Annotated in this window: 21 protein-coding genes and 1 riboswitch; of the genes, 5 read left to right on the top strand and 16 right to left on the bottom strand. The window is 72.1% G+C overall.

The window, feature by feature from the left end:
- Positions 1-135 precede the first annotated feature (135 nt).
- The 4 genes from HGK68_RS02610 (at position 136) to HGK68_RS02595 (ending at position 3,297) form a co-directional block, all read left to right on the top strand.
- A complete protein-coding gene (locus tag HGK68_RS02610) occupies positions 136-696 on the top strand; it encodes an SRPBCC family protein (protein WP_169164554.1) in 561 nt (186 codons plus the stop codon).
- A gap of 161 nt (positions 697-857) precedes the next feature.
- Positions 858-1,646, top strand: a complete 789-nt coding sequence (gene ddaH, locus HGK68_RS02605; RefSeq protein ID WP_169166905.1) for a dimethylargininase — start codon at positions 858-860, stop codon at positions 1,644-1,646.
- The gene (rocD, locus tag HGK68_RS02600; protein WP_169164553.1) at positions 1,643-2,833 is read left to right on the top strand and encodes an ornithine--oxo-acid transaminase; all 1,191 of its coding nucleotides are present in this window, start codon (positions 1,643-1,645) and stop codon (positions 2,831-2,833) included. Before ddaH ends, rocD begins: the two co-directional genes overlap by 4 nt.
- Positions 2,834-2,850: 17 nt before the next feature.
- Positions 2,851-3,297: an Lrp/AsnC family transcriptional regulator gene (locus HGK68_RS02595; protein WP_169164552.1), complete on the top strand. Its 447-nt coding sequence runs from the start codon at positions 2,851-2,853 to the stop codon at positions 3,295-3,297.
- Between the two features lie 12 nt (positions 3,298-3,309).
- Here HGK68_RS02595 and HGK68_RS02590 read toward each other — a convergent pair whose 3' ends face one another.
- From HGK68_RS02590 to HGK68_RS02575, 4 genes are all read right to left on the bottom strand, one after another.
- A complete protein-coding gene (locus HGK68_RS02590) occupies positions 3,310-4,275 on the bottom strand; it encodes a universal stress protein (protein ID WP_169164551.1) in 966 nt (321 codons plus the stop codon).
- A 108-nt stretch (positions 4,276-4,383) separates the two neighbouring features.
- The gene (locus HGK68_RS02585; protein WP_210766871.1) at positions 4,384-4,890 is read right to left on the bottom strand and encodes an HNH endonuclease; all 507 of its coding nucleotides are present in this window, start codon (positions 4,888-4,890) and stop codon (positions 4,384-4,386) included.
- 178 nt (positions 4,891-5,068) lie between these two features.
- Positions 5,069-5,842 (bottom strand): C40 family peptidase, encoded by a 774-nt coding sequence (locus HGK68_RS02580; protein WP_246260525.1) that lies wholly within the window; start codon positions 5,840-5,842, stop codon positions 5,069-5,071.
- A gap of 2 nt (positions 5,843-5,844) precedes the next feature.
- Positions 5,845-6,002: riboswitch (cyclic di-AMP (ydaO/yuaA leader) on the bottom strand.
- A gap of 222 nt (positions 6,003-6,224) precedes the next feature.
- Complete coding sequence (locus tag HGK68_RS02575) at positions 6,225-6,923, bottom strand: metal-dependent transcriptional regulator (protein ID WP_169164549.1); 699 nt, start codon at positions 6,921-6,923, stop codon at positions 6,225-6,227.
- 101 nt (positions 6,924-7,024) lie between these two features.
- Between HGK68_RS02575 and serC the strand changes: the two genes are divergently transcribed.
- Complete coding sequence (gene serC, locus HGK68_RS02570; protein ID WP_425483673.1) at positions 7,025-8,155, top strand: phosphoserine transaminase; 1,131 nt, start codon at positions 7,025-7,027, stop codon at positions 8,153-8,155.
- A gap of 184 nt (positions 8,156-8,339) precedes the next feature.
- Here the strand turns inward: serC and HGK68_RS02565 are convergent, their stop codons facing one another.
- The 12 genes from HGK68_RS02565 to HGK68_RS02510 form a co-directional block, all read right to left on the bottom strand.
- Positions 8,340-11,102 carry a DUF4012 domain-containing protein gene (locus HGK68_RS02565; RefSeq protein ID WP_169164547.1) on the bottom strand — a complete coding sequence of 921 codons (2,763 nt, stop codon included), beginning with the start codon at positions 11,100-11,102 and terminating at the stop codon, positions 8,340-8,342.
- Positions 11,103-11,182: 80 nt separating this feature from the next.
- Positions 11,183-12,493 carry an MFS transporter gene (locus HGK68_RS02560; protein WP_169164546.1) on the bottom strand — a complete coding sequence of 437 codons (1,311 nt, stop codon included), beginning with the start codon at positions 12,491-12,493 and terminating at the stop codon, positions 11,183-11,185.
- A gap of 7 nt (positions 12,494-12,500) precedes the next feature.
- Positions 12,501-12,947 carry a MarR family winged helix-turn-helix transcriptional regulator gene (locus HGK68_RS02555; protein WP_169164545.1) on the bottom strand — a complete coding sequence of 149 codons (447 nt, stop codon included), beginning with the start codon at positions 12,945-12,947 and terminating at the stop codon, positions 12,501-12,503.
- Between the two features lie 123 nt (positions 12,948-13,070).
- Positions 13,071-14,396 (bottom strand): UDP-glucose dehydrogenase family protein, encoded by a 1,326-nt coding sequence (locus HGK68_RS02550; RefSeq protein WP_169164544.1) that lies wholly within the window; start codon positions 14,394-14,396, stop codon positions 13,071-13,073.
- 63 nt (positions 14,397-14,459) lie between these two features.
- The gene (locus HGK68_RS02545) at positions 14,460-15,938 is read right to left on the bottom strand and encodes an NCS2 family permease (protein WP_169164543.1); all 1,479 of its coding nucleotides are present in this window, start codon (positions 15,936-15,938) and stop codon (positions 14,460-14,462) included.
- Positions 15,939-15,969: 31 nt separating this feature from the next.
- Positions 15,970-16,452, bottom strand: coding sequence for a hypothetical protein (locus tag HGK68_RS02540; RefSeq protein ID WP_169164542.1), 483 nt, complete (start codon positions 16,450-16,452; stop codon positions 15,970-15,972).
- Between the two features lie 260 nt (positions 16,453-16,712).
- On the bottom strand, positions 16,713-17,201 hold the full coding sequence (locus tag HGK68_RS02535; protein ID WP_169164541.1) for a hypothetical protein: 489 nt from the start codon (positions 17,199-17,201) through the stop codon (positions 16,713-16,715).
- Positions 17,198-17,560 (bottom strand): response regulator, encoded by a 363-nt coding sequence (locus HGK68_RS02530; RefSeq protein WP_206155788.1) that lies wholly within the window; start codon positions 17,558-17,560, stop codon positions 17,198-17,200. The genes HGK68_RS02535 and HGK68_RS02530 overlap by 4 nt, the downstream gene beginning before the upstream one ends.
- Before the next feature lie 51 nt (positions 17,561-17,611).
- A complete protein-coding gene (locus HGK68_RS02525) occupies positions 17,612-18,061 on the bottom strand; it encodes a chemotaxis protein CheX (protein ID WP_169164540.1) in 450 nt (149 codons plus the stop codon).
- Complete coding sequence (locus HGK68_RS02520; RefSeq protein ID WP_169164539.1) at positions 18,058-18,441, bottom strand: response regulator; 384 nt, start codon at positions 18,439-18,441, stop codon at positions 18,058-18,060. Before HGK68_RS02520 ends, HGK68_RS02525 begins: the two co-directional genes overlap by 4 nt.
- Positions 18,438-19,343, bottom strand: a complete 906-nt coding sequence (locus tag HGK68_RS02515) for a CheR family methyltransferase (RefSeq protein WP_169164538.1) — start codon at positions 19,341-19,343, stop codon at positions 18,438-18,440. The genes HGK68_RS02520 and HGK68_RS02515 overlap by 4 nt, the downstream gene beginning before the upstream one ends.
- Positions 19,340-20,476: a protein-glutamate methylesterase/protein-glutamine glutaminase gene (locus HGK68_RS02510; RefSeq protein WP_246260690.1), complete on the bottom strand. Its 1,137-nt coding sequence runs from the start codon at positions 20,474-20,476 to the stop codon at positions 19,340-19,342. The genes HGK68_RS02515 and HGK68_RS02510 overlap by 4 nt, the downstream gene beginning before the upstream one ends.
- Positions 20,477-20,538 lie beyond the last annotated feature (62 nt).

Here is a 20,538-nt window from a genome sequence, read left to right as displayed (position 1 = left end):
GGTTAGCCGCGGACGGGTGGAGGCACCCACGCACCGGGAGCGTCCCGACCACCTCGGCGGGTCGCCCGGGCGGAGCACGACCGCGCACGGGAGAATCGCTGCGACCGAGTGCCGCACCGGTCCGCGAGGAGCCACATGACCAACCGCAACCGCCGTCGGGTGCCGACCGCCTGGGTCGAACGCACCCTGCCCCTGCCCCCGGATCAGGCCTGGTCGCTGGTGGCCGATGCCCGGCACCACGCCCGCTGGGTGCCGCTGACCCGGGTCGACCTGGCACGCCCGGCGGCGGGCGACGCACCCGGCAGCGGTCCGGCCCCCGGCTGGCGCTGGTGCGGCGTGACCGCCGACCCGCAGCCGGGCGACCTGGTGGTGGCGGTCTCCGGACCGCGCGCACGGCAGGGTGGCGGCGGGCTGGTGGACCGGATGCGGATCGAGCGCTACGAACCGCCGCTGGACGCGGTACCGGGCACCGCCGTGTTCGTGAAGCTCGGGCCGGTGCTGGGCGGCACCGCGCGGATCGTGGTCACCGGCGACGGGCCGGGTCGTTCCCGGGTCGGCTGGTCCGAGGAGGTCTTCCTGCGCGGACTGCCGCGGCAGCTCACCCAGTGGATCGGCGCCGTCCTGGTGCACGGCATGCTGGCGCTGGCCCTGCATCGCGTGCGTCGCGACACAATGAATGCACCACTGCGGCGGTAGAGACGCAACAGATCGCTGGTCCGGCGCAACGACGCTTACCGATCATTGCGCCGACCGACTCGTACCCTCGACTCAGCCCCAGCGACGTGGCCCGGTCCACCCGCACCTCTTGAGGAGTCACCTTGGCCACCACGCCCCAGTCGAGCCCGCGCCGCTACCTGATGTGCGAGCCCACCCACTACACCGTCTCCTACGAGATCAACCCGTGGATGGACTCCACCCGGTACACCGATGCCGACCTGGCGGTCCGGCAGTGGCGGGTGCTGCGCGACCTGTACCTGGAGCTGGGCCACACCGTCGACCTGATCGACCCGATCCCCGGCCTGCCCGACATGGTCTACGCGGCCAACGGCGCCACCGTCATCGACGGCATCGTCTACTCGGCGAAGTTCCGCTACCCGGAGCGCCAGCCCGAGGGCCCGGCCTACGAGCAGTGGTTCGCCGACCACGGCTTCCGCACCCACACCGCCGTCGAGGTGAACGAGGGCGAGGGCGACATCCTGATGGTCGGCGACGTGCTCCTCGCCGGGACGGGCTTCCGGACGGACCGGTCCTCGCACGCGGAGATCGCCCAGGTGACCGGCCGCGAGGTGGTCACGATGGAGCTGGTCGACCCGCACTACTACCACCTGGACACCGCGCTCAGCGTGCTCAGCTCCGACCCGGCCGCCCCGCTGGTCGCGTACTACCCGCCGGCGTTCTCCGACGCCTCGCGCGCCGAGCTGGAGCGCCGGTTCCCGGATGCGGTGATCGCCACCGAGAAGGACGCCGACTGCCTGGGCCTGAACGCGGTCTCGGACGGTCTGCACGTGGTGGTGGCGCCGGGTGCCACCGACCTGGCGGCCCAGCTCACCGAGCGCGGCTTCGAGCCGATCCCGGTCGACACCTCCGAGCTGCTCAAGGGCGGTGGCGGCGCCAAGTGTTGCACGCTGGAGATCCGGACCGCATGACCGACACCCTGGCGAACAACTACCACCCGCTGCCGGTCACCCTGACCAGCGGCGAGGGGGCGTGGGTGCGGGACACCGCCGGGCGCACCTACCTCGACCTGCTCGCCGGGTACTCCGCACTGAACTTCGGTCACCGGCACCCCGATCTGACCGCCGCCGCCCATCGGCAGCTGGACCGGATCACCCTGTCGTCCCGGGCCTTCGACCACGATCTGCTCCGGCCGTTCGCCGACGCGCTCTCCGCGCTGGCCCGCCCGGCGGTGGCCGGTGACGACGCCCCGATGGTGCTGCCGATGAACACCGGCGCCGAGGCGGTCGAGACGGCGATCAAGACCGCCCGCAAGTGGGGCCACCGGCGCGGGATTCCGGAGGACCAGGGCACCATCGTGGTCGCCGCCGGGAACTTCCACGGTCGCACCACCACCATCGTGTCGTTCAGCACCGATCCGGAGGCCCGGGACGGCTTCGGCCCGTTCACCCCGGGCTTCCGGCTGGTGCCCTTCGGTGACGCCGAGGCGCTGCGCGCGGCGGTGGACGACACCACGGTGGCCGTCCTGCTGGAACCGATCCAGGGCGAGCAGGGCGTCGTCATGCCGCCCGACGACTACTGGCCGCAGGTCCGGGCGATCTGCGACACCACCGACACCCTGCTGATCGCCGACGAGGTGCAATCGGGCCTCGGACGCACCGGCACCACCTTCGCGCTGGAGCTCTGGGGCGTGCGCGCCGACCTGATCACCCTCGGCAAGGCGCTCGGCGGTGGCGTGCTGCCGGTGTCCGCCGTGGTGGGCCGGCCCGACGTGCTGGGGGTGCTCACGCCGGGCAGCCACGGGTCGACCTTCGGCGGGAACCCGCTGGCCTGCGCCGTCGGTCTCGCGGTGATCGAGCTGCTGGCCACCGGTGAGCCACAGCACCGGGCGCAGGTCCTCGGCGAACACCTGCACGGTCGGCTGCGCACCCTGGTGCAGGGTGGGCTGTTGACCGCCAGCCGGGGCGTCGGACTGTGGGCGGGGCTGGACGTCGACCCGGCCTGGGGCACCGGACGCCAGTTGTGCGAACGACTGCTCGACGTCGGCGTGCTCGCCAAGGACACCCACGGCTCGACGATCCGGCTGGCACCGCCGCTGGTGATCGAGGCCGAGGACCTGAACCTGGCGCTGGACCGGTTGGCGGTCGTGCTGCGCTGATGCGGCAGCATGGCCCCATGGACGCCATCGACCAGGAGATCCTGCGCGCGCTCGCCGTCGATGCCCGCGCGTCCTACGCCGAACTCGGCGCGATCGTCTCCCTGTCGGCCCCCGCGGTGAAGCGCCGGGTGGACCGGTTGCGCGATCAGGGCGTGATCCGCGGGTTCACCGTCCGGCTGGACCCGGCCGCGCTCGGGTGGCGGACCGAGGCGTTCATCGAGTTGTTCTGCCAGGGATCGACCTCCCCCGCGACCATGCGGGCAGCGGTGGAGCACTACCCGGAGGTGGTGGCCGCGAGCACGGTCACCGGGGACGTGGACCTGGTGGTGCAGGTGCGCACCCGGGACATGCGCCACCTGGAACAGGTGGTCGAACGCTTCGCGGCCGAGCCCTTCGTGGTGCGCACCCGGTCGACGGTGGTGCTCTCCGCCCTGCTGCGCCGGGCCGACCTGCCCGCGGACTAGACGAGCTCGGACTCAGGCGGTGGCGGAGGCGGTGGCCTCGCCGTCGGCACTGGCCTCCTGGCACCGGTTGGTCACGACCATCACCGGGCAGGCGGCGTGGTGCAGCACCGCCTGGCTGGTGGAGCCGAGCAGCAGCCCGGTGAACCCGCCCCGGCCCCGCGATCCGACGACCAGCAGGTCGGTGGCGGTGGAGAACTCGGTCAGCAGCTCCGCGCCGGTGCCGTCCAGCACATGCCGCTTCACCTGCACCCCCGGATAGTCGGCCAGCGCCCGGTCGACCACGACGTTGAGCCCCTCGGTGACATCCGCGAGCACCTGGGTCTGGTCGACGGCGGCGGGCAGCCAGGCCATCACCCCGGCACCGGCCCCCACCGGGACACCGGCGACCGCTGTCAGCTCGGCGCCCCATGCCTGGGACTCGACGATCGCCTGGCGCAGCGCCAGATCGGCCTGCGGCGACCCGTCGACGCCGACCACGATCCGGCGCACCGGCCGGACCACCGGGACCGACTCGTCCACCGGGACGGCGCCACCGCGGCGGGAGTCGCGCAGCGGGACCACCACGGTCGGGCAGTAGGCGTGGGCCGGGAGGGTGCTGGACACGGTGCCGAGCAGCCGGTCGGCGAACCCGCCCTTGCCGCGGGTGCCGACGACGGCGAGCGATGCCTGCCGGGACAGCTCCACCAGGACGGCGGCGGCGTCACCGGTGGCGACGGTGGTGGTGACCGGCACGCCGTGGTCGGCGATCCGCTGACCCGCCTCGGCGAGCACCGCGTGGGCGCCCTCCTGGATCGCGGTGTCGTCGAGTGCCGCGTAGCCGCCGTCCAGCGAGGCGGCGGCGAAGGAGGGCAGGGTGTAGGAGCACACCACGTGCAGCCCGCGCCCCCGGACCTTGGCCTCGGCCGCCGCCCAGTCCAGGGCGTGCATGCTGGCCGCCGATCCGTCCACACCGACCAGGATCTCCGCGTCACGCTTCATGGTTTCCGACCTCCTCGCAGGAACGATCCCAGTGTGCTCCGAGATGGCCTCCCGTGCACGCTCCTTCGACACATTCGTGAGAGTTTCTTGACCTCAGCGTGGCGCGGGTCAGGCTGCCAGGTACGCGGTCCAGGCCGGGTCCTGGGCGAGGGTGCCGCGCAGGAACGCGGCTGCGCCCCGGGGCGGGCGGGGCTGGACGGTCAGCTCCCAGCCGATCTCGTGCAGCAGGTGGTCGGCCTTGCGGTGGTTGCACCGACGGCAGGCGGCCACCACGTTCTCCCACTCGTGCCGCCCGCCGCGGGACCGGGGTTGGACGTGGTCGACGGTGTCCGCCCGGGAGCCGCAGTACGCGCACCGGTGGTCGTCGCGCTGCAGCACGGTGCGCCGGGTGGGCGGCACCGGGCGGCGGTGCGGCACGTGCACGTAGCGGTTCAGGCACAACACGGCCGGCAGCAGCACGGACGCGTGCTCGGAGTGCAGGACGAGGCCGGTGGTCTCCAGGACGACGGCCTTGCCGGACAGCACCAAGGTGACGGCGCGTGGCAGGCTGACCACGCACAGCGGCTCGTGACTGGCATTCAGCAACAGGGTCCGAGCGGTGGCGGACGGGAGCACGGCGAACTCCTTGCGAGCGCGGGACCCGCCTGGCTGGTGGGTCCGCTGGGGAGACTGCGCGATCAGCGTACGCGCACGCCCTGCCGGTGCACCCGATGAATTCCGGTCGTGTCATCACCGGCGAACGACGACGGCCCCCGCACCGTGGGGTGCGGGGGCCGTCGGAGAACGCGCGCGATCAGCCGATCCGGATGAACACCGGGTTGCTCTGCCAGATGGCGCGGAACTGCACGGTCTTGCCCGGGCGCGGGGCGTCGATCTGCTGGTTGCCACCGGCGTAGATCGCGATGTGCCCCGGGCTCCAGATCAGGTCGCCGGGCTGAGCGTCGGCGGCGGAGACCACGGTGCCGGCGCCCTTGATCGCGGAGGAGGTCCGCGGCAGGTCGATGCCGAGCTGGGCGTAGACGTAGGACACGAAGCCGGAGCAGTCGAAGCCGTCCGGGGTGGTGCCACCGGAGACGTACGGGGTGCCGACGTAGCGGGCGGCGACCTCGAGCACAGCGTTCCCGGCGACCGACTGCGGGACGGCGGCGGACGCGACCTCGACCGACGCGGTCTCGGTGGTGGCGGCGGCGTCGGCGCGGGCGGCGGAACGCGAGGTCGTGGTGACGACCGGCTCCGGCTCGGGCTCGGGCTCGGGCACGACAGCGGTGACGGCGGGGGCCTCGAAGGTCCACGCGGCCTCGGCCGGGGCGGTCACCTGCGGGGCGGTGTCGAGCACTGCCCGCGCCGAGGCGGTCAGGTTCGTGGTGTCCACCGAGCCGAGAGCGGTGTCGTTGCTCGACGGCGCGGCGGTGGCCGGCACGGCGATCATCGAGACCATCAGACCGGACGACGCCGCGACGACGGCGGTGCGGCGGCCGGCGCCGGCGAGGGTGCCGGTCAGCTCGGTCAGGGGGGTGACGGGGCGACGCGCGGAACGGTGCCGGGCGCGTGCAGCAACAGCGGTCACGTACAGCCTCTCCTTGTGCCTACGAGGTGAGCTGTCGGGTTCGGACTGGAGATGTCCGGCCGCGAGAACCGCCCTGACGGACGCTGCTCGCGGCTTCACCCCAAGGACGCACCATGGCGCCCGAAGTTGGTTCCCCCGCCCCTGCCGGCGAATGAGACGGACCCCAGATGATGGCAGGGTTCGGCTGGCCATCCGGGGGCTCGTACAGAGGAGGGTTCCGACGAGCAGGACCGACCGTACCCGACCCCCGCGGCGATTGTCACGTTCCGGTCACGGTCTGTTTCCCCGGCGGTCGGGGTGCCCCCGGAGGGCCCCGGACACGACGACGCCGCGGCGCAGGTCAGCGACCCACACCGCGGCGCGGCACCCCGGCGGGTGAAAGTCAGGTCGTGGCGAGGAACACATGCCGGGCGATGTCGTCCGGCAGGTCCAGCACGGCGGTGGCGTCCGGGGCGCTGAGCGTGATCACGCCACGACCCCGGGTGGCGGTGACCAGGGTGCCCGGCACCAGGCCCAGGGCCGCCATCCGGCCGAGCAGCTCGACGTCGGTCTGCATCGGTTCACCGAGCCGCGACAGGGTGCCGGTGACCGGGCCGGCGCTGCGCTCGAGCAGCAGCACCACGGATGCCACGCCCTCGAGGAAGGTGACCGGCGCGGCGGGCTCACCGATCTCGGGCAGGCCGGGGATCGGGTTGCCGTAGGGGTCGAACTGCGGGTGACCGAGCAGATCGGCGAGCCGCTGCTCCACCCGCTCGCTCATCACGTGCTCCCAGCGGCACGCCTCCTCGTGCACGAACTCCCAGTCCAGCTTCACCACGTCGGTGAGCAGGCGCTCCGCGAGCCGGTGCTTGCGCATCACCTGGGTGGCCTTGTGCGCCCCGGCCTCGGTCAGCTCCAGGTGGCGGTCACCGGACACGATGACCAGGCCGTCGCGCTCCATCCGGGCCACGGTCTGCGACACCGTCGGCCCGCTGTGTCCCAGACGCTCGGCGATCCGGGCCCGGAGCGGGGTGATCCCCTCCTCGGCCAGTTCGTAGATCGTCTTGAGGTACATCTCGGTGGTGTCGATCAGGTCACTCACGCCCGTGCCTTCCTGTCATGCCCTGCCGCGCAGTCGTCCGTCCACAGGCTAGTTGGTCCGTCCAGCCCACGCGGCAGGTGAGTAGGGTCGCCCCTGTGACCGTGAGCCGCGACACCCTGCCGCAGATCCCCGCCCACCTGCTGCCGCGCGACGGTCGGTTCGGTTCCGGACCGGCCAAGGTGCGGGCCGCGCAGGTGCAGGCCCTGACCGAGGCCGGGCGGAACCTGCTGGGCACCTCGCACCGCCAGGCGCCGGTGAAGGCCGTCGTGCACCGGGTGCGGGCCGGACTGAGCGAGCTGTTCGCCCTGCCGGAGGGGTACGAGATCGCGCTGGGCAACGGCGGGAGCACCGCGTTCTGGGAAGTGGCGGTCGCCTGCCTGATCGAGCAGCGGTCCGCGCACGCCACCTTCGGCGAGTTCGGTGCGAAGTTCGCCGCCGCCGCGGCCCGGGCGCCGTTCCTGGCCGAGCCGGTGGTGACCGAGCTGCCGGTGGGCACCGCGGGCGTCCCGGCCGCCACCGCCGGGGTCGACGTGTACGCCTGGGCCCAGAACGAGACCTCGACCGGCGCGGTGGCCCCGGTGCGCCGCGCCGCCGACTACGACGGGGCCCTGGTGCTGGTGGACGGCACCTCCGCGGCCGGAGGGATGCCGGTGGACGTCGCGCACACCGACGCCTACTACTTCGCGCCGCAGAAGTCCTTCGGCAGCGACGGCGGGCTGTGGCTGGCCGCGCTCTCCCCCGACGCGATCGAGCGCGCGGCCCGGGTCGAGGCACGCGGTGACCGCTGGGTGCCGGAGTTCCTGTCCTTAACCGCCGCGGTGACCAACTCCCGGGCGGACCAGACGCTGAACACCCCGGCCCTGGCGACCCTGGTGCTGCTGGCCGAGCAGATCGACTGGATGCTGGCGAACGGCGGCCTCGACTGGTGTGCCGAGCGCACCGCCACCTCCGCCGGGCACCTCTACTCCTGGGCCGACGCCCGCGACTGGACCACCCCCTTCGTCACCGACCCCGCTCACCGGTCGCCGGTGGTCGGCACCATCGACTTCCGGCCGGAGATCGAGGCGGCGACCATCGCGAAGACGCTGCGGGCGCACGGGGTCGTGGACGTGGAGCCGTACCGCAAGCTCGGCCGCAACCAGCTGCGGGTGGCGATGTTCCCGGCGGTCGACCCGGAGGACGTGCTGGCGCTGACCGCGTGCATCGACCACGTGGTGGAGCAGCTGGTCTGATTCCCGGAGCGGTCGGGCCACAGGGTCCGGCCGGGACGGCCGGCGCGCGGTGACGGGTCAGGGCACGCGGTGGCGGGTCAGGGCACGCGGTGGCGGGTCAGGGCACGCGGTGGCGGGGTCGACGAGCGCGGTGTGCTGTTCGGGCCGCTCGGGGACCGTACTGTCTCGCGGTCAGCGCGAGCGGTCAGCGCGTGCGGTCGCGGCGCCGGGCGACCAGGCGGGCGGCGACCAGGACCAGCAGCCCACCGCCGACCAGGACGCCCACCGTGCGCAGTTCCGGTGCGACCTCGGCGCCGGTGAGCGCGAGCTCCCGGGCCTCGGCCACCTGGGACCGACCCGCCGATCGCAGGGCGGTGCGATCGGCGGCGGAGGGCTCGGCAACGGTGACCGTCGATCCCCCGGCAGGCGGAGCGGCGACCGACGGCTGCGCACCGGTGCCCACCGGGGTGATCACCGGCTCGTCGCCGCCGAGGACGCCGGTGCCGGTGGCGGGGTTGGCGCACCGTGCGCTCTCCGACGGGTAGGACACCGTCTGGGTCGCGGTCGGGTTCACCTCGAACAGCACCGAGACGCCGGGGCGGACCCAGTCGTACTCGTCACCACGGTCGAAGCCGCCGTCCGGTCGCGGGGTCCAGCCCGGCCAGTCGAGCACCGTGCCACCCTCGACCACGGTGCCGGGCCACAGCACGGTGCCGGACAGCGGGAGGTCGGGGAAGACCACATCCGGGCCGGTCGGGTTCTGCCAGGTCAGGGTGACCGTGGTGCGCGGTGTGCCCACCGGCTCGACCGCGTACTCCAGCACCGGCGCGCCGCCGACACAGGCGGACTGGGCGCGCAGGACCCGCAGCTCGCAGGCGCCGCGCGGTGCGTAGCCGAGGGCCGGCTGGGCACAGGCAGTGGTGTCGGCGACCGGGGCGGCCGGGTCCTCGGGCGCCGAGGGCGCTGATGGTGCTGAGGGCACTGAGGGTGCTGCCGGGGCTGCGGGAGACAGTGGCGCGGTGGGCGCGGCGAGCGCCGACGGGGTCAGCGCGGGGGCGAGCAGCAGCAACCCCGCGATCAGGAGGGTGGTGACGGCCGAGCCGGTCCTGCGGTGCTGCGACATGACGCCCCTTCCCCGCCGGCAGCGGTGCCGGTGTGGGTGATACGGACAAATCGGACATTTGTCACAGTGACTGTACCCCGGGACGCCGGTCGGCAGCGGGTGAGAAATCAGCCGCAGCGCGCCTCGGCCACGCCCCCCCGCCGTCACGGTGGGCGTCGTCCACACCGACAGCTCACCCCCGGGGGCCGGGACCTCGATCACGTACTCCTGCGCGGCGCCGGGGGCGATCCGCGCCGTCACCGTCTGCACCGTGCGCCCGTCGATCCCCGCCTGCTCGCCGCCGATCGTCTCGCCGTCCCGGCTGATCGTGCCCACGGTGCCGTGCCGGGCCGAGTAGACCGACAGGTTGGTGGCGATCCAGCCCGGCGGCACCCCCGGCCCCCCGTCGCCGAGCACCTGGGCCGGGTAGTCGGCGACATCCGACGGCGGCCGGTAGTCCAGCCGGACCGTGAGCCGCGCCATCGGATCGGCGCCGCCGCAGCCATCGACCGTCGCGGACACCGACACGTCCAGGTCGGCACCGAGCTTGCCCGCGGTGATGTCGTCCAGGAAGACCCCGACCGTCGCCCCCCGATCACTGCCGGAGAGGAAGTCACCGGCCAGCGGTGTCCCGGCCAGTGCGCGTCGATCCGCAGGGTCCGCCGACCACAGCCGGAACCGCCCGTGCTCGACCTGCTCGGCGAGGGTGGTGACGGTGTGGACCATCGACGCGGGCTGCCGCAGCACCTCGGTCAGCGCACCGAAGGCCGCTGCCGCCGTCCGGGCGTAGAAGGCGTCACCGTCCCGCGGGTCGCCGTAGGTCAGATAGGCATCCCGCAGCAGCAACCCGATCAGCTGATCCGGGGGCACCTGCTGCCCGTCCACGGTGATCCCACTCCCGGCGGCCCCCAGCACGGCGCTCAGCGCCACCGGGTCGGTGGCCAGCACCCCGTCCACCCGACCGCCGACGACCTGCTCCCAGTAGGCGGCGGCGAGCTGGGCGGCACGGGGGAAGTCCGGGCTCAGCACCACGTCCTGGATCCACCGCCCCAGCCGGTCGCCGTAGAGCGCCGTCTCCTGATCGGTGAGCGGCAGCGCCGGTCCGGCCAGCTCGGGCAGCTCGGTGGTACCGCGCTGTTCGGTCAGGGTGAGGGTGCCGCGGTCGGCGGTGAGCACAACGGTGGACCCGACGATGCCGCCCTGCGTGCGCAACTCCGCGGGGTTCATGGCGAGCAGCAGGTAGCGGCGGGGACCGTCGGCGCCGAGCAACGCGGGGAGGCGGTCGGCGAGCGCGGCGGCGGAGCGCAGCTGGTCAGGATCGGCGGACAGCAGGGGTGCGAGCCGGGCGGTTCCGTCCCGCACCGGTCCGGTGAGGCGGTCCGGGTCGAGGTCGACCAACTCGGTCCGCAGCGCGAGCAGGATGTCGGCGGCATCGGCCATCGCCGGAGCCGCTGCGAGCACCGCCGAGAGATCGAGGTCGGACCCGCCCGCCGAGGTCGGCGATGCCCCGGTGAGGTCGAGCACCGCCTGGGCCGGTTCGCCCGCCAGACCGTCGGCAGCCCGGGACACCGCCGTCACCGCCCGGAGGTCGTCACCGATCCAGGGCAGCCGCGATGCCGCGCGCACGATCGGGTCCGCCGTGGCCGAGCGGGCGTGGGCCGCCGACTCGCGGATCGCCGGGAGCCGGTCCCGCAACGCGGTGGTGTCACCGTGCGGCAGGCCGTACAGCACCGGTGCCGCGTTCTCCGACAGCTCCCGCAACGCTCCGGCGGCCTGGGCGACCCGGATGCCGAGCCAGACGGCGAGCAGCAGGGCGATCGCGCCGACCACGGATCCGATCAGCAGGAGGCGTCGTCGCGTGGTCATCGATGAATCGTGACATTTCGGACAGCTGGCTGGCGCGGACTCCGGCGTGTTTCACCCGCGGCCGGACGATGCAGCGCCGGTCAGGTCGCGCTAGCGTCCGTGACCTCCTGCGCCGCCACCCGGTCGGCGGCCCGGCGCGGGTAGATCACCTGCAGGTGCGGCCGCGCCCGCACCCGGTAGTGCAGCTCCACCTGCCAGCGCTTCTTGGCCCACACCGCCGCGAGGGTGGCCACCAGCAGCGCGGTGATCGAACCGATGCCGATGGACCAGCGGGCGCCGAAGTGCTCACCGATCCAGCCCACGATCGGCGCGCCGATCGGCGTCGCCCCGAGCATCACGATCATGTAGAGCGACATGACCCGGCCGCGCACCGCGGGGTCGGTGGACATCTGGATCGTCGTGTTCGCCGCGGTGAGCATGGTGAGCGAGGCGAGGCCGACCGGGATCGCGGCGACGGCATAGGAGGCGTAGGTCGGCATCAATGCCTGCACCCCGGTCGCGATGCCGAAGCCGAAGGCGGCACCGATCACCAGCCGGACCCGCGGCCGTTCCCGCCGGGCGGCGAGCAGCGCCCCGGCCAGCGACCCGATCGCCATGATCGAGCCGAGGATGCCGTACTCCCCCGCGCCCTTGCCGAACTCGGAGCGGGCCATCATCGCGCTGGTCATCTGGAAGTTGAGGCCGAAGGTGGAGACCACCCCGATCACGACCATGATCACCAGGATGTCGGAGCGGTGCCGGACGTACCGGATGCCCTCGCGGATCTGGCCCTTCGCCCGGGGAGCGGCGGGCATCGAGTAGAGCTGATCGGTGCGCATCTTGGTCAGCGCGAGGATCGTCGCGGCGAAGGTCGCGCCGTTGATGACGAAGGCCCAACCCGAGCCGAAGGCGGCGATCAGCAGACCGGCGAGCCCGGGGCCGATCAACCGTGCGGCGTTGAAGGAGGCGCTGTTCAGCCCGACGGCGTTCGACAGCTTCCCGGCCGGGACCAGTTCGGCGACGAAGGTCTGGCGCACCGGCTGGTCGATCGCGGCGACGCAGCCCAGGGCGAGGGCGAACAGGTAGACCTGCCAGAGCTGGGCGTGCCCGGACAGCACCAGCAGCCCGAGCCCGAGGGCGAGCAGTCCTTGCGCGACCTGGCTGGCGATCAGCAGCTTGCGGCGGTTGACCCGGTCGGCGAGCAGCCCGGCCCAGGCGGACAGCAGCAGGGTCGGGGCGAACTGGAGCGCGGTGGTGATCCCGACCGCGAGCCCTGAGTCGTCGGAGAGGTCGGTCAGCACCAGCCAGTCCTGGGCGACGCGCTGCATCCAGGTGCCGACGTTGGCGACCAGCGCACCGGCGAACCAGAGGCGGTAGTTGTGGATCTTGAGCGAGGCGAAAGTGGAGTTCATCGACGGGTCATCCCGCGGCCGTGATCCGGCGGAGCAGCACGGCAGCCTCCGCCAGGGTCGACCGCTCTTCTGCGGTGAGTTTCTTCAGTTGCTGCGCCAGCCAGTCGTCCCGGCGCCGACGGGTCTCCCGGACCTCGGACTCCCCCGCCGCGGTGAGCCGGACCATCACCAACCGGCCGTCGGTGGGGTGCGGCTCCTTGGTGACGAAGCCGAGGTCGACCAGCGTGTTGACGGTCCGGGTCATGGTGGGCGGCTGCACGTGCTCGCGGTCGGCCAGGGCACCGGGGGTCAGCGGCCCCTCCCGGAGCAGCACGGCGAGCACGGTGAACTGGGCATCCGGCAGGTCCGCGGCCCCACGACGGGAGCGGATCCGGCGATGGGAGACGCCGATCGCGCCGCGCAGCTCACCCGCCAGGGCACCGGGACGGCACTGGGCGGGGGTCGGTTCGGGCATGGTCGTTAGCTTAGGTCATTACCTCAGCTCACGACATGGGTCGTTCGTCATACGAGACACCCCCGGACCGTCCTGCGGTCCGGGGGTGTCCGACGAACTCTCGACGCGTTCGACGCGGTCGGTTCAGGGGCGGCCGAGCGCCCGGTAGGTCCAGCCGGCGGCGCGCCACCGGGTCGGCTCCAGCACATTGCGGCCGTCCAGGATGTGCCGTTGGGCGACCAGGTCGGCGATGGAGTCCGGGTCCAGCTCGCGGTACTCGTCCCACTCGGTGGCCAACAGCACCACATCGGCGTCCTGCACCGCCTCCGCGACCGAGGTGGCGTAGTGCAGACCCGGCCAGGCGGTGCGGGCGTTCTCGACCGCCTGCGGGTCGGTCACGGTGACGTGCGCACCCTGCAGCTGCATCTGACCGGCCACCGACAGTGCGGGCGAGTCGCGGATGTCGTCCGAGTTCGGCTTGAACGCCGCCCCCAGCACCGCGATCCGGCGTCCGACGATCGACCCGCCGCAGACCTCACGGGCCAGGTCGACCATCCGCACCCGGCGCCGCATGTTGATCGCGTCGACCTCCTTGAGGAAGGACAGCGCCTGGTCCACCCCCAGCTCACCGGCCCGCGCCATGAACGCCCGGATGTCCTTGGGCAGGCACCCGCCCCCGAAGCCGAGCCCGGCGTTCAGGAACTTGCGACCGATCCGCACGTCGTGCCCGATCGCATCCGCCAGCCGGGTCACGTCCGCACCGGTCGCCTCGCACAGCTCGGCCATCGCGTTGATGAACGAGATCTTGGTGGCCAGGAAGGAGTTCGCCGCGACCTTCACCAGCTGCGCGGTCGGATAGTCCGTGATCACCAGCGGCGCACCCTCGGCCAGCGGTGCGGCGTAGACCTGGTCCAGGACGCCGCGGGCCAGCTCTCCCTCCGGGGTGGGGTTGCCGTCGGCGTCGGTCGGCAGCCCGTAGACCAGCCGGTCGGGGTGCAGCGTGTCCTGCACCGCGAAGCCCTCGCGCAGGAACTCGGGGTTCCACACCAGCGTCGCGCCGGTGCCCGCCAGACGCGCCGCCAGCTCCTCCGCGGTCCCGACCGGGACCGTCGACTTGCCCACCACCAGGTCACCCGGGTTCAGGTAGGGCTTCAACGCCTCGAAGGACGACTCCACATAGGACAGATCGGCCCGGAACTCGCCGTCCTTCTGCGGGGTGCCGACGCACAGGAAGTGCACCGTGGCACCCCGCACCCGGGACAGGTCCGTGGTGAAGGTGAGCCGGTCGCTGTCCCGCAGCCCGTCCAGGAGTTCGGGGAGACCCGGCTCGTAGAACGGAGCGGTACCGGCGGCCAACCGGTCGATCTTCGCGCTGTCCACGTCCACACCGACGACGGTGTGACCGAGGGTGGCCATGCTGGCCGCGTGCACGGCACCGAGGTAGCCGCAACCGATGACGGAGATACGCATGGGGTCCTTCTGCTGCCGGAGGGATTCCCCCGAACCTACCCGGCGGCAGCACTCAGCCGGTACTCAGAGTCCGAGCAGGCCCTTGATCGGCTCGGTGAGGAAGTAGATCCCGAACAGGACCGTGGCCACCCACATCATCGGGTGGATCAGCCGGATCTTGCCGACGGCGATCTTCAGCACCACGAAGGACACCACGCCCGCGCCGATGCCCACGGTGATCGAGTACGCGAAGGGCATCAGGATCACGGTGAGGAACGCCGGGATCGCGACCTCGAAGTTCTTCCAGTCGATGCCGGTGATCTGCTGGAACATCAGGAAGCCGACCACGACCAGCGCCGGGGTGGCGGCCTCGGAGGGCACCATCTCGATCAGCGGCGACAGGAAGGTCGCGAGCAGGAAGGCGATGCCGGTGACCACCGAGGCCAGACCGGTGCGCGCCCCGTCGCCGACACCGGCGGAGGACTCCACGTAGGAGGTGTTCGAGGACACCGACCCGGCGCCACCGGCGATGGCCGCCACCGAGTCGACGATCAGGATCTGCTTGGTGCGCGGCGGGTTGCCGCCCTTGTCCAGCAGACCGGCCTCACCGCCGACGGCGACCATCGTGCCCATGGTGTCGAAGAAGTCGGCGACCATCAGCGAGAACACCAGCAGGATGACGGCGACGACGCCGATCTTGCCGATCGAGCCGAACAGGGAGAACTGACCCAGCAGGGAGAAGTCGGGCGCGGCGACCACGCCGTCCGGCAGCGCGGGCACGTTCAGCGCCCAGCCACCACCGTTGTCCGCGGTCCGCACGCCGACGTGGGTGATCGCCTCGACGACGACCGCCAGCACGGTGGACGCCACGATCGCGATCAGGATGGCACCCTTCACCTTGCGGGTCATCAGGATGACCGCGATGAACACGCCGACCAGGAACACCAGCAGCGGCCACGCGCCCAGCGAGCCGCCGATGCCCAGCTCGACCGGGGTGGACTGACTGGCCGGGATCCGCACGAAGCCGGCGTTCACCAAGCCGACGAAGGCGACGAACAGGCCGATGCCGACGCTGATCGCCGTCTTGAGCTCCATCGGCACCGCCTGGAAGACCGCCTGCCGGAACCCGGTGAGCACCAGGATCAGGATCAGGATGCCCTCCAGCACCACGATGCCCATCGCGTCGGCCCAGGTCATGTCCGGCAGCGCCGCGATCGAGAAGGCGACGGCCGCGTTCAGGCCCAGACCGGCGGCGAGCGCCAGCGGGAAGTTCGCCACGACACCCATCAGGATCGACATCAGCCCGGCCACCAGAGCGGTCGTCGCCGCGACCATCGCCAGGTTCGGGCCGTCACCGCCGCCGAGGAACTGGCCGGTGCCGTCCTGGGCGGTGCCGATGATGAGCGGGTTCAGCACGATGATGTAGCTCATCGCGAAGAAGGTCACCAGACCGCCGCGGACCTCCGCGCCGATGGACGAGCCGCGCTCGGTGATCTTGAAGAAGCGGTCCAGCGCGTTGCGCGGCGCCGCGGGCACAGCGGTGCCCGGAGTGGTGGTGGACATGCGACGAATTCTGGCATGACCGGTCGGTCAGTCAGGTCCGGTTCCGCGGCTCGGACCAGAGCAGGGTCGGCTCGGCACCCAGGTGGGCGGGGGCGAACAGATCGAGACGCCCGGGGCACAGCCGCCGGAGCAGCGCACTCGCCAGGATCGCCGCCTGGGCCGTGGCACCGATCACACGGTGCGGCCCCTGCGCCACACCGCCACGGAGCCGTGCCTGCGCGAGATGGACGCACGGGCGGTCGGCATCGGGCAGCAACGCGAACTCCGGCCGGGCGGCACCGAATGCGGCGGCGACGGCGCCGAGTCGGTCGGCACCGTCCAGGAGCAGCACCAGATCACCGCCGCGGAGCACGCCCGTCAGTCGGTCCGGCCGGCCTGCCGGGGCGACCAGATGGGCGATCGCCGGGACGACATCGGGGACCGGACGAAGGCCGGCGGCCGCCAGTGCCGCGCGCCAGACGTCGGGCAGCCGCCCGGTGACCGTGACACCCGGGATGGTCGACCGGACCCGCACGCCGGCAAGGGGGTTCTCGGCGTGCGGAGCCCGGTCGACTGTCAGCCGAACAGCAACCGGCAAGCCTCGGCCGCGTGCGTCCTCACGGTCGAGAGGCTTCCCTCGGCGGTCTGTCGGCATGCCCAGAACGCTAGGTCGCGCCGCACCGGCCCGGAAACCACCAGAGGCCCCGAGACCCCTGAATTGAGGGGTCCCGGGGCCTGAACCAGGTAGTGGCAGCGCGCTACGTGAGAGTAGCGACCGCTACTTTTGAGTAGCACTCAGATGACGAGCACCGAGGCAGTACCCCTGCCGTAGCCGGCGACCTCGACCTCCAGATCGAGCCGACGGACGTACGCCAGCACCCAGCGCGCCACATCGGACGGCAGCGGCTCGCGCGGGTTGTAGACCGTGTCGAGCTTGAGGTGCGGGGCGTCACCGACGTTGAACAGCGCCGCCATCACGTTGAGGATCTCGGCGGAGTTCTCCGACAGCGAGCTGGGCAGCTGCTCCTCGATCACCGCGGTCTCGGCGGCGGCCTGCGGCACCAACGCGATCGCGGCACCCATCCGGGCAGCGAGTGGCAGGTCGAAGAGCACCAGCGCCGACAGCTGCATCGCGCGGTCGACGTACACCCCGACCTGAGCACCACCGTTCAGCACCGGATCGACCATCGGGCCGCCGGTGGTCACCGACACGTCCCGGCCGACCAGCCCCTCCCAGAGCTCCCGCACCTCCAGCGCGGCGGGCAGCGGAGTCGCGTCGCTCATGCCAGCACCGGCTCGATGACCTCGCGGAACGAGTCCGGGGTGAACGGCTTGGCGATCAGGAACAGCGCACCGGCCGCCTCCGCGGTCTCCCGCATCTCCGGCGACCCCTCCGAGGTCACGAAGCCGAACGGGGTGCCGAAGCCCTCCGCCCGGAGACGACGCAGCAGGTCGATGCCGGTCATCTCCGGCATGTTCCAGTCGGACAGCACGACGTCGGGCTCGTCGTCCCGGACCGCCTGCAGGGCCTCGGCCCCGTCGGCGGCCTCACGGACCTCCCAGTCGTAGCCGGCCTGGCGCAGCGTGCGGATCACGATCTGCCGCATGACACGGCTGTCGTCGGCGATGAGCACGCGGATCATGGCGGGTCACATCCTTCAGGTTGTTGAGCGGGTTTGCTGAGCAGAGAGGGTTCAGAACAGCCAGACGACGACCGACAGCGGGTGACCGCGCCAGTCGAGTGCCAGGGTGTGCGCCGGAGCGTCGGCGGGTGCCTGGGGAACGGCGGCGGCCACCTGCGGCAGGGTCAGCGACCCCTGGCTCGGCAGCAGCGCCTTGATGTTGCCGCCGACCACGTTGGCGACCTCGCCGAAGGCGTCCACCAGATCGGCGGGGGTCACCTCCTCGTGCGGCTCCATCCGGAGCAGCGCGCGGGCCAGCTCGTGGGCGGTGGCGGTCTCGCAGATCACGGCGGCCCGGCCGGCCAGTTCACCGTGCACGTCGACCCAGGCGGCGAGGGGGTCGGTCGGGGTGGGCAGGTCGCCCTCCCACGGCCGCAGGTACCCCGGCTCCGGGTCGATCATCGCGCCGAACACCTCCTCGGTGATGGCGTAGACCTGGTCGGTCTCCACGGCGATGCTCATACCGGTTCCTCCAGCGGGAGCAGCCCGAGCAGGTCGAGCTTGTCCCGGATCGCGTCAGGGGTGAAAGGCTTGATCAGGTACTCGTGCGCGCCCGCGGCCAAGGCCCGGACGATCTGACCGTGCTCGCTCTCCGTGGTGACCATCATCAGGGTGATGGATCGCCACTCGGGGCGCGACCGGACATTGGTGACGAAGGTCAGTCCGTCCATCACCGGCATGTTCCAGTCGATGCAGGCCAGGTCGACCTGGTCGCCCGATTCCAGGACGTCCAGAGCCTCCTGCCCGTCGCCCGCCTGGACGGTGCTGAAGCCCAGCTCCTCCAGGGTGTGCGCGACGATGCGGCGCATGGTCCGCGAGTCGTCGATGACCAGGGCTCTCATCGGCTCACTCCTTGGTTGACGAAGGTCGAGGTGGACGCCACCGGGAAATTGGTGGTGGTGGTGCGGGGGGTGGGCAGCCCGGCGGATCCGCCGTGCACCGGCCGGTAGACCGAGCCCCGGGCGACCGGCACCCGTTCCCAGTCGCCGTCCACCCCGATGGTGGTCTCCGCGGCACCCAGCACCAGGAAGCCGCCCGGCCGCAGGACCCGGTGCACCCGGCCGAGGATCGCTCGCTTGGTGTCCAGGTCGAAGTAGATGAGGACGTTGCGCAGGAACACGATGTCGAACGGTCCCAGCGGTGCCGCGTCCAGCAGGTTGTGCCGCTGGAAGGTGATGGTGCGACGCAGTTCCTCGGCGATCTGCCAGTCCGCGCCGGACCGGCGGAAGTGCCGGACCAGCATCGGCGCGGGCAGACCCCGGTTCACCTCGAGCTGCGAGTACCTGCCCTCCTTCGCCTGGTTCAGCACCTGGTCGGACAGGTCGGTGGCCACGATCTCGGTGCGGGTCGACGGGCCGAGGATCTCGGCCAGGGTCATCGCGATCGAGTACGGCTCCTGCCCGGTGGAACAGGCGGCCGACCACACCCGCAGCCGGTCCAGCACCGGACGGTCCGCCCGCAGTGCCGGCAGCATGTGCGTGCGCAGCGCGCTGAACGGGGTGGAGTCACGGAACCAGGAGGTCTCGTTGGTGGTCAGCGCCTCGACCACGGCGACCAGGTCGGCCTCCCGACGGCCGGTGCGCACCGACGACACGTAGGCGTCCACCCCCGCGTGCCCACCCTCGCGGGCCAGCGGCAGCAGCCGACTCTCGACCAGGTACTCCTTGCCCGGTTCCAACTGGATCGCACTGCGCCGTCGGACCAGGTCCGCGACGAAGTCGAAGGTCTCGCGGGTCAGGCTCATCTTGCGCCTCCGCTCGGGACTGCGGTGCCGCTGCGTGCGAGCACCGATTCGATGGCCGGTGCGACATCGCCCACCGGCAGGATCCTGTGGGCCAGACCAGCGGTCGCGACCGCACCCGGCATGCCCCACACCACACTGGTCGGCTCGTCCTGGACCAGGACGGTGCCTCCGGCGGAGACCACGTCCTCACAGCCGGTCCGACCGTCGGCGCCCATGCCGGTGAGGACCACCGCGAGCACCTTCCCGCCGAACTCCTTGACCGCCGACCGGAACAGCACGTCCACCGAGGGACGGCAGAAGTTGACCGGCGGGCCGTCGGTGATCGCGATCCGCAGGGTGCCGGCCGACCGGCGCAGCTCCAGGTGGTGATCGCCCGGTGCCACGTACACGGTGCCCGGGCGCAGGACGTCGCCGTCCGCCGCTTCGACCACGGTGGCCGGGCCGAGCCGGTCCAAGCGCGCGGCCAGCTGCCGGGTGAACACCGGGGGCATGTGCTGCACCAGCAGCACCGGCACCGTCGGCGGCACCGACAGGTTGCTCAGCACCTTGGACAGCGCCTCCGGGCCGCCGGTCGAGGAGCCGATGATCAGCGCCTGCACCGGATGCACCGGCGGCATCGGCCGGGTGGTCACCGGGCCGCGGGCGGCCGGACGGATCGGCGCCGACGGGGCGGCCGGTGCGTGCTGGTTCGGCACGCTCGCGCGGCCGAGTTCGGCGCGCTTGGGCACCAGGGCCTTGATCTTGGGGATGAGCTGGCTGGCGACCTGGGCCAGCGACTCCTGGACGCTGCCGACGTTCGCGGGCTTGGTCACGTAGTCCGTGGCGCCCGCGACCAGCGCGTCCAGCGTCGCGGAGGCACCGCGCTCGGTCAGCGTGGAGAACATGATGATCGGCATGGAGTGCCGCGCGCGGCGCAGCTCCCGCACCGCCTCGATGCCGTTCATCTCCGGCATCTCGATGTCCATCGTCACCAGGTCGGGACCGAGCTGGTCGACCTTCGACAGGGCGATCTTGCCGTTCGAGGCGAAGCCGACCACCTCGATGTCCGGATCGCGGGAGAGCGAGTCGGTGACCAGACGGCGCACGACGACCGAGTCGTCCACCACCAGCACCCTGATCCTGGTCACGAGCATCCTCTTCTCTCTCACCACCGGCCTTCCGTGGCCGACACCTCCCCATCGGACGGGGGGCGGAG

The sequence above is a fragment of the Cellulomonas taurus genome (assembly GCF_012931845.1).
GTDB lineage: Bacteria > Actinomycetota > Actinomycetes > Actinomycetales > Cellulomonadaceae > Cellulomonas > Cellulomonas taurus.
This window is presented reverse-complemented; position numbering and strand designations above follow the sequence as displayed.

Bases quoted from the DNA above. Each gene is read 5' to 3' on its own strand.
- HGK68_RS02610 (WP_169164554.1), top strand. From the start codon at position 136: ATGACCAACCGCAACCGCCGTCGGGTGCCGACCGCCTGGGTCGAACGC.
- ddaH (WP_169166905.1), top strand. From the start codon at position 858: ATGTGCGAGCCCACCCACTACACCGTCTCCTACGAGATCAACCCGTGG.
- rocD (WP_169164553.1), top strand. From the start codon at position 1,643: ATGACCGACACCCTGGCGAACAACTACCACCCGCTGCCGGTCACCCTG.
- HGK68_RS02595 (WP_169164552.1), top strand. From the start codon at position 2,851: ATGGACGCCATCGACCAGGAGATCCTGCGCGCGCTCGCCGTCGATGCC.
- HGK68_RS02590 (WP_169164551.1), bottom strand. From the start codon at position 4,275: ATGAAGCGTGACGCGGAGATCCTGGTCGGTGTGGACGGATCGGCGGCC.
- HGK68_RS02565 (WP_169164547.1), bottom strand. From the start codon at position 11,102: ATGACCACGCGACGACGCCTCCTGCTGATCGGATCCGTGGTCGGCGCG.
- HGK68_RS02560 (WP_169164546.1), bottom strand. From the start codon at position 12,493: ATGAACTCCACTTTCGCCTCGCTCAAGATCCACAACTACCGCCTCTGG.
- HGK68_RS02555 (WP_169164545.1), bottom strand. From the start codon at position 12,947: ATGCCCGAACCGACCCCCGCCCAGTGCCGTCCCGGTGCCCTGGCGGGT.
- HGK68_RS02550 (WP_169164544.1), bottom strand. From the start codon at position 14,396: ATGCGTATCTCCGTCATCGGTTGCGGCTACCTCGGTGCCGTGCACGCG.
- HGK68_RS02545 (WP_169164543.1), bottom strand. From the start codon at position 15,938: ATGTCCACCACCACTCCGGGCACCGCTGTGCCCGCGGCGCCGCGCAAC.
- HGK68_RS02535 (WP_169164541.1), bottom strand. From the start codon at position 17,201: ATGAGCGACGCGACTCCGCTGCCCGCCGCGCTGGAGGTGCGGGAGCTC.
- HGK68_RS02530 (WP_206155788.1), bottom strand. From the start codon at position 17,560: ATGATCCGCGTGCTCATCGCCGACGACAGCCGTGTCATGCGGCAGATC.
- HGK68_RS02525 (WP_169164540.1), bottom strand. From the start codon at position 18,061: ATGAGCATCGCCGTGGAGACCGACCAGGTCTACGCCATCACCGAGGAG.
- HGK68_RS02520 (WP_169164539.1), bottom strand. From the start codon at position 18,441: ATGAGAGCCCTGGTCATCGACGACTCGCGGACCATGCGCCGCATCGTC.
- HGK68_RS02515 (WP_169164538.1), bottom strand. From the start codon at position 19,343: ATGAGCCTGACCCGCGAGACCTTCGACTTCGTCGCGGACCTGGTCCGA.
- HGK68_RS02510 (WP_246260690.1), bottom strand. From the start codon at position 20,476: ATGCTCGTGACCAGGATCAGGGTGCTGGTGGTGGACGACTCGGTCGTC.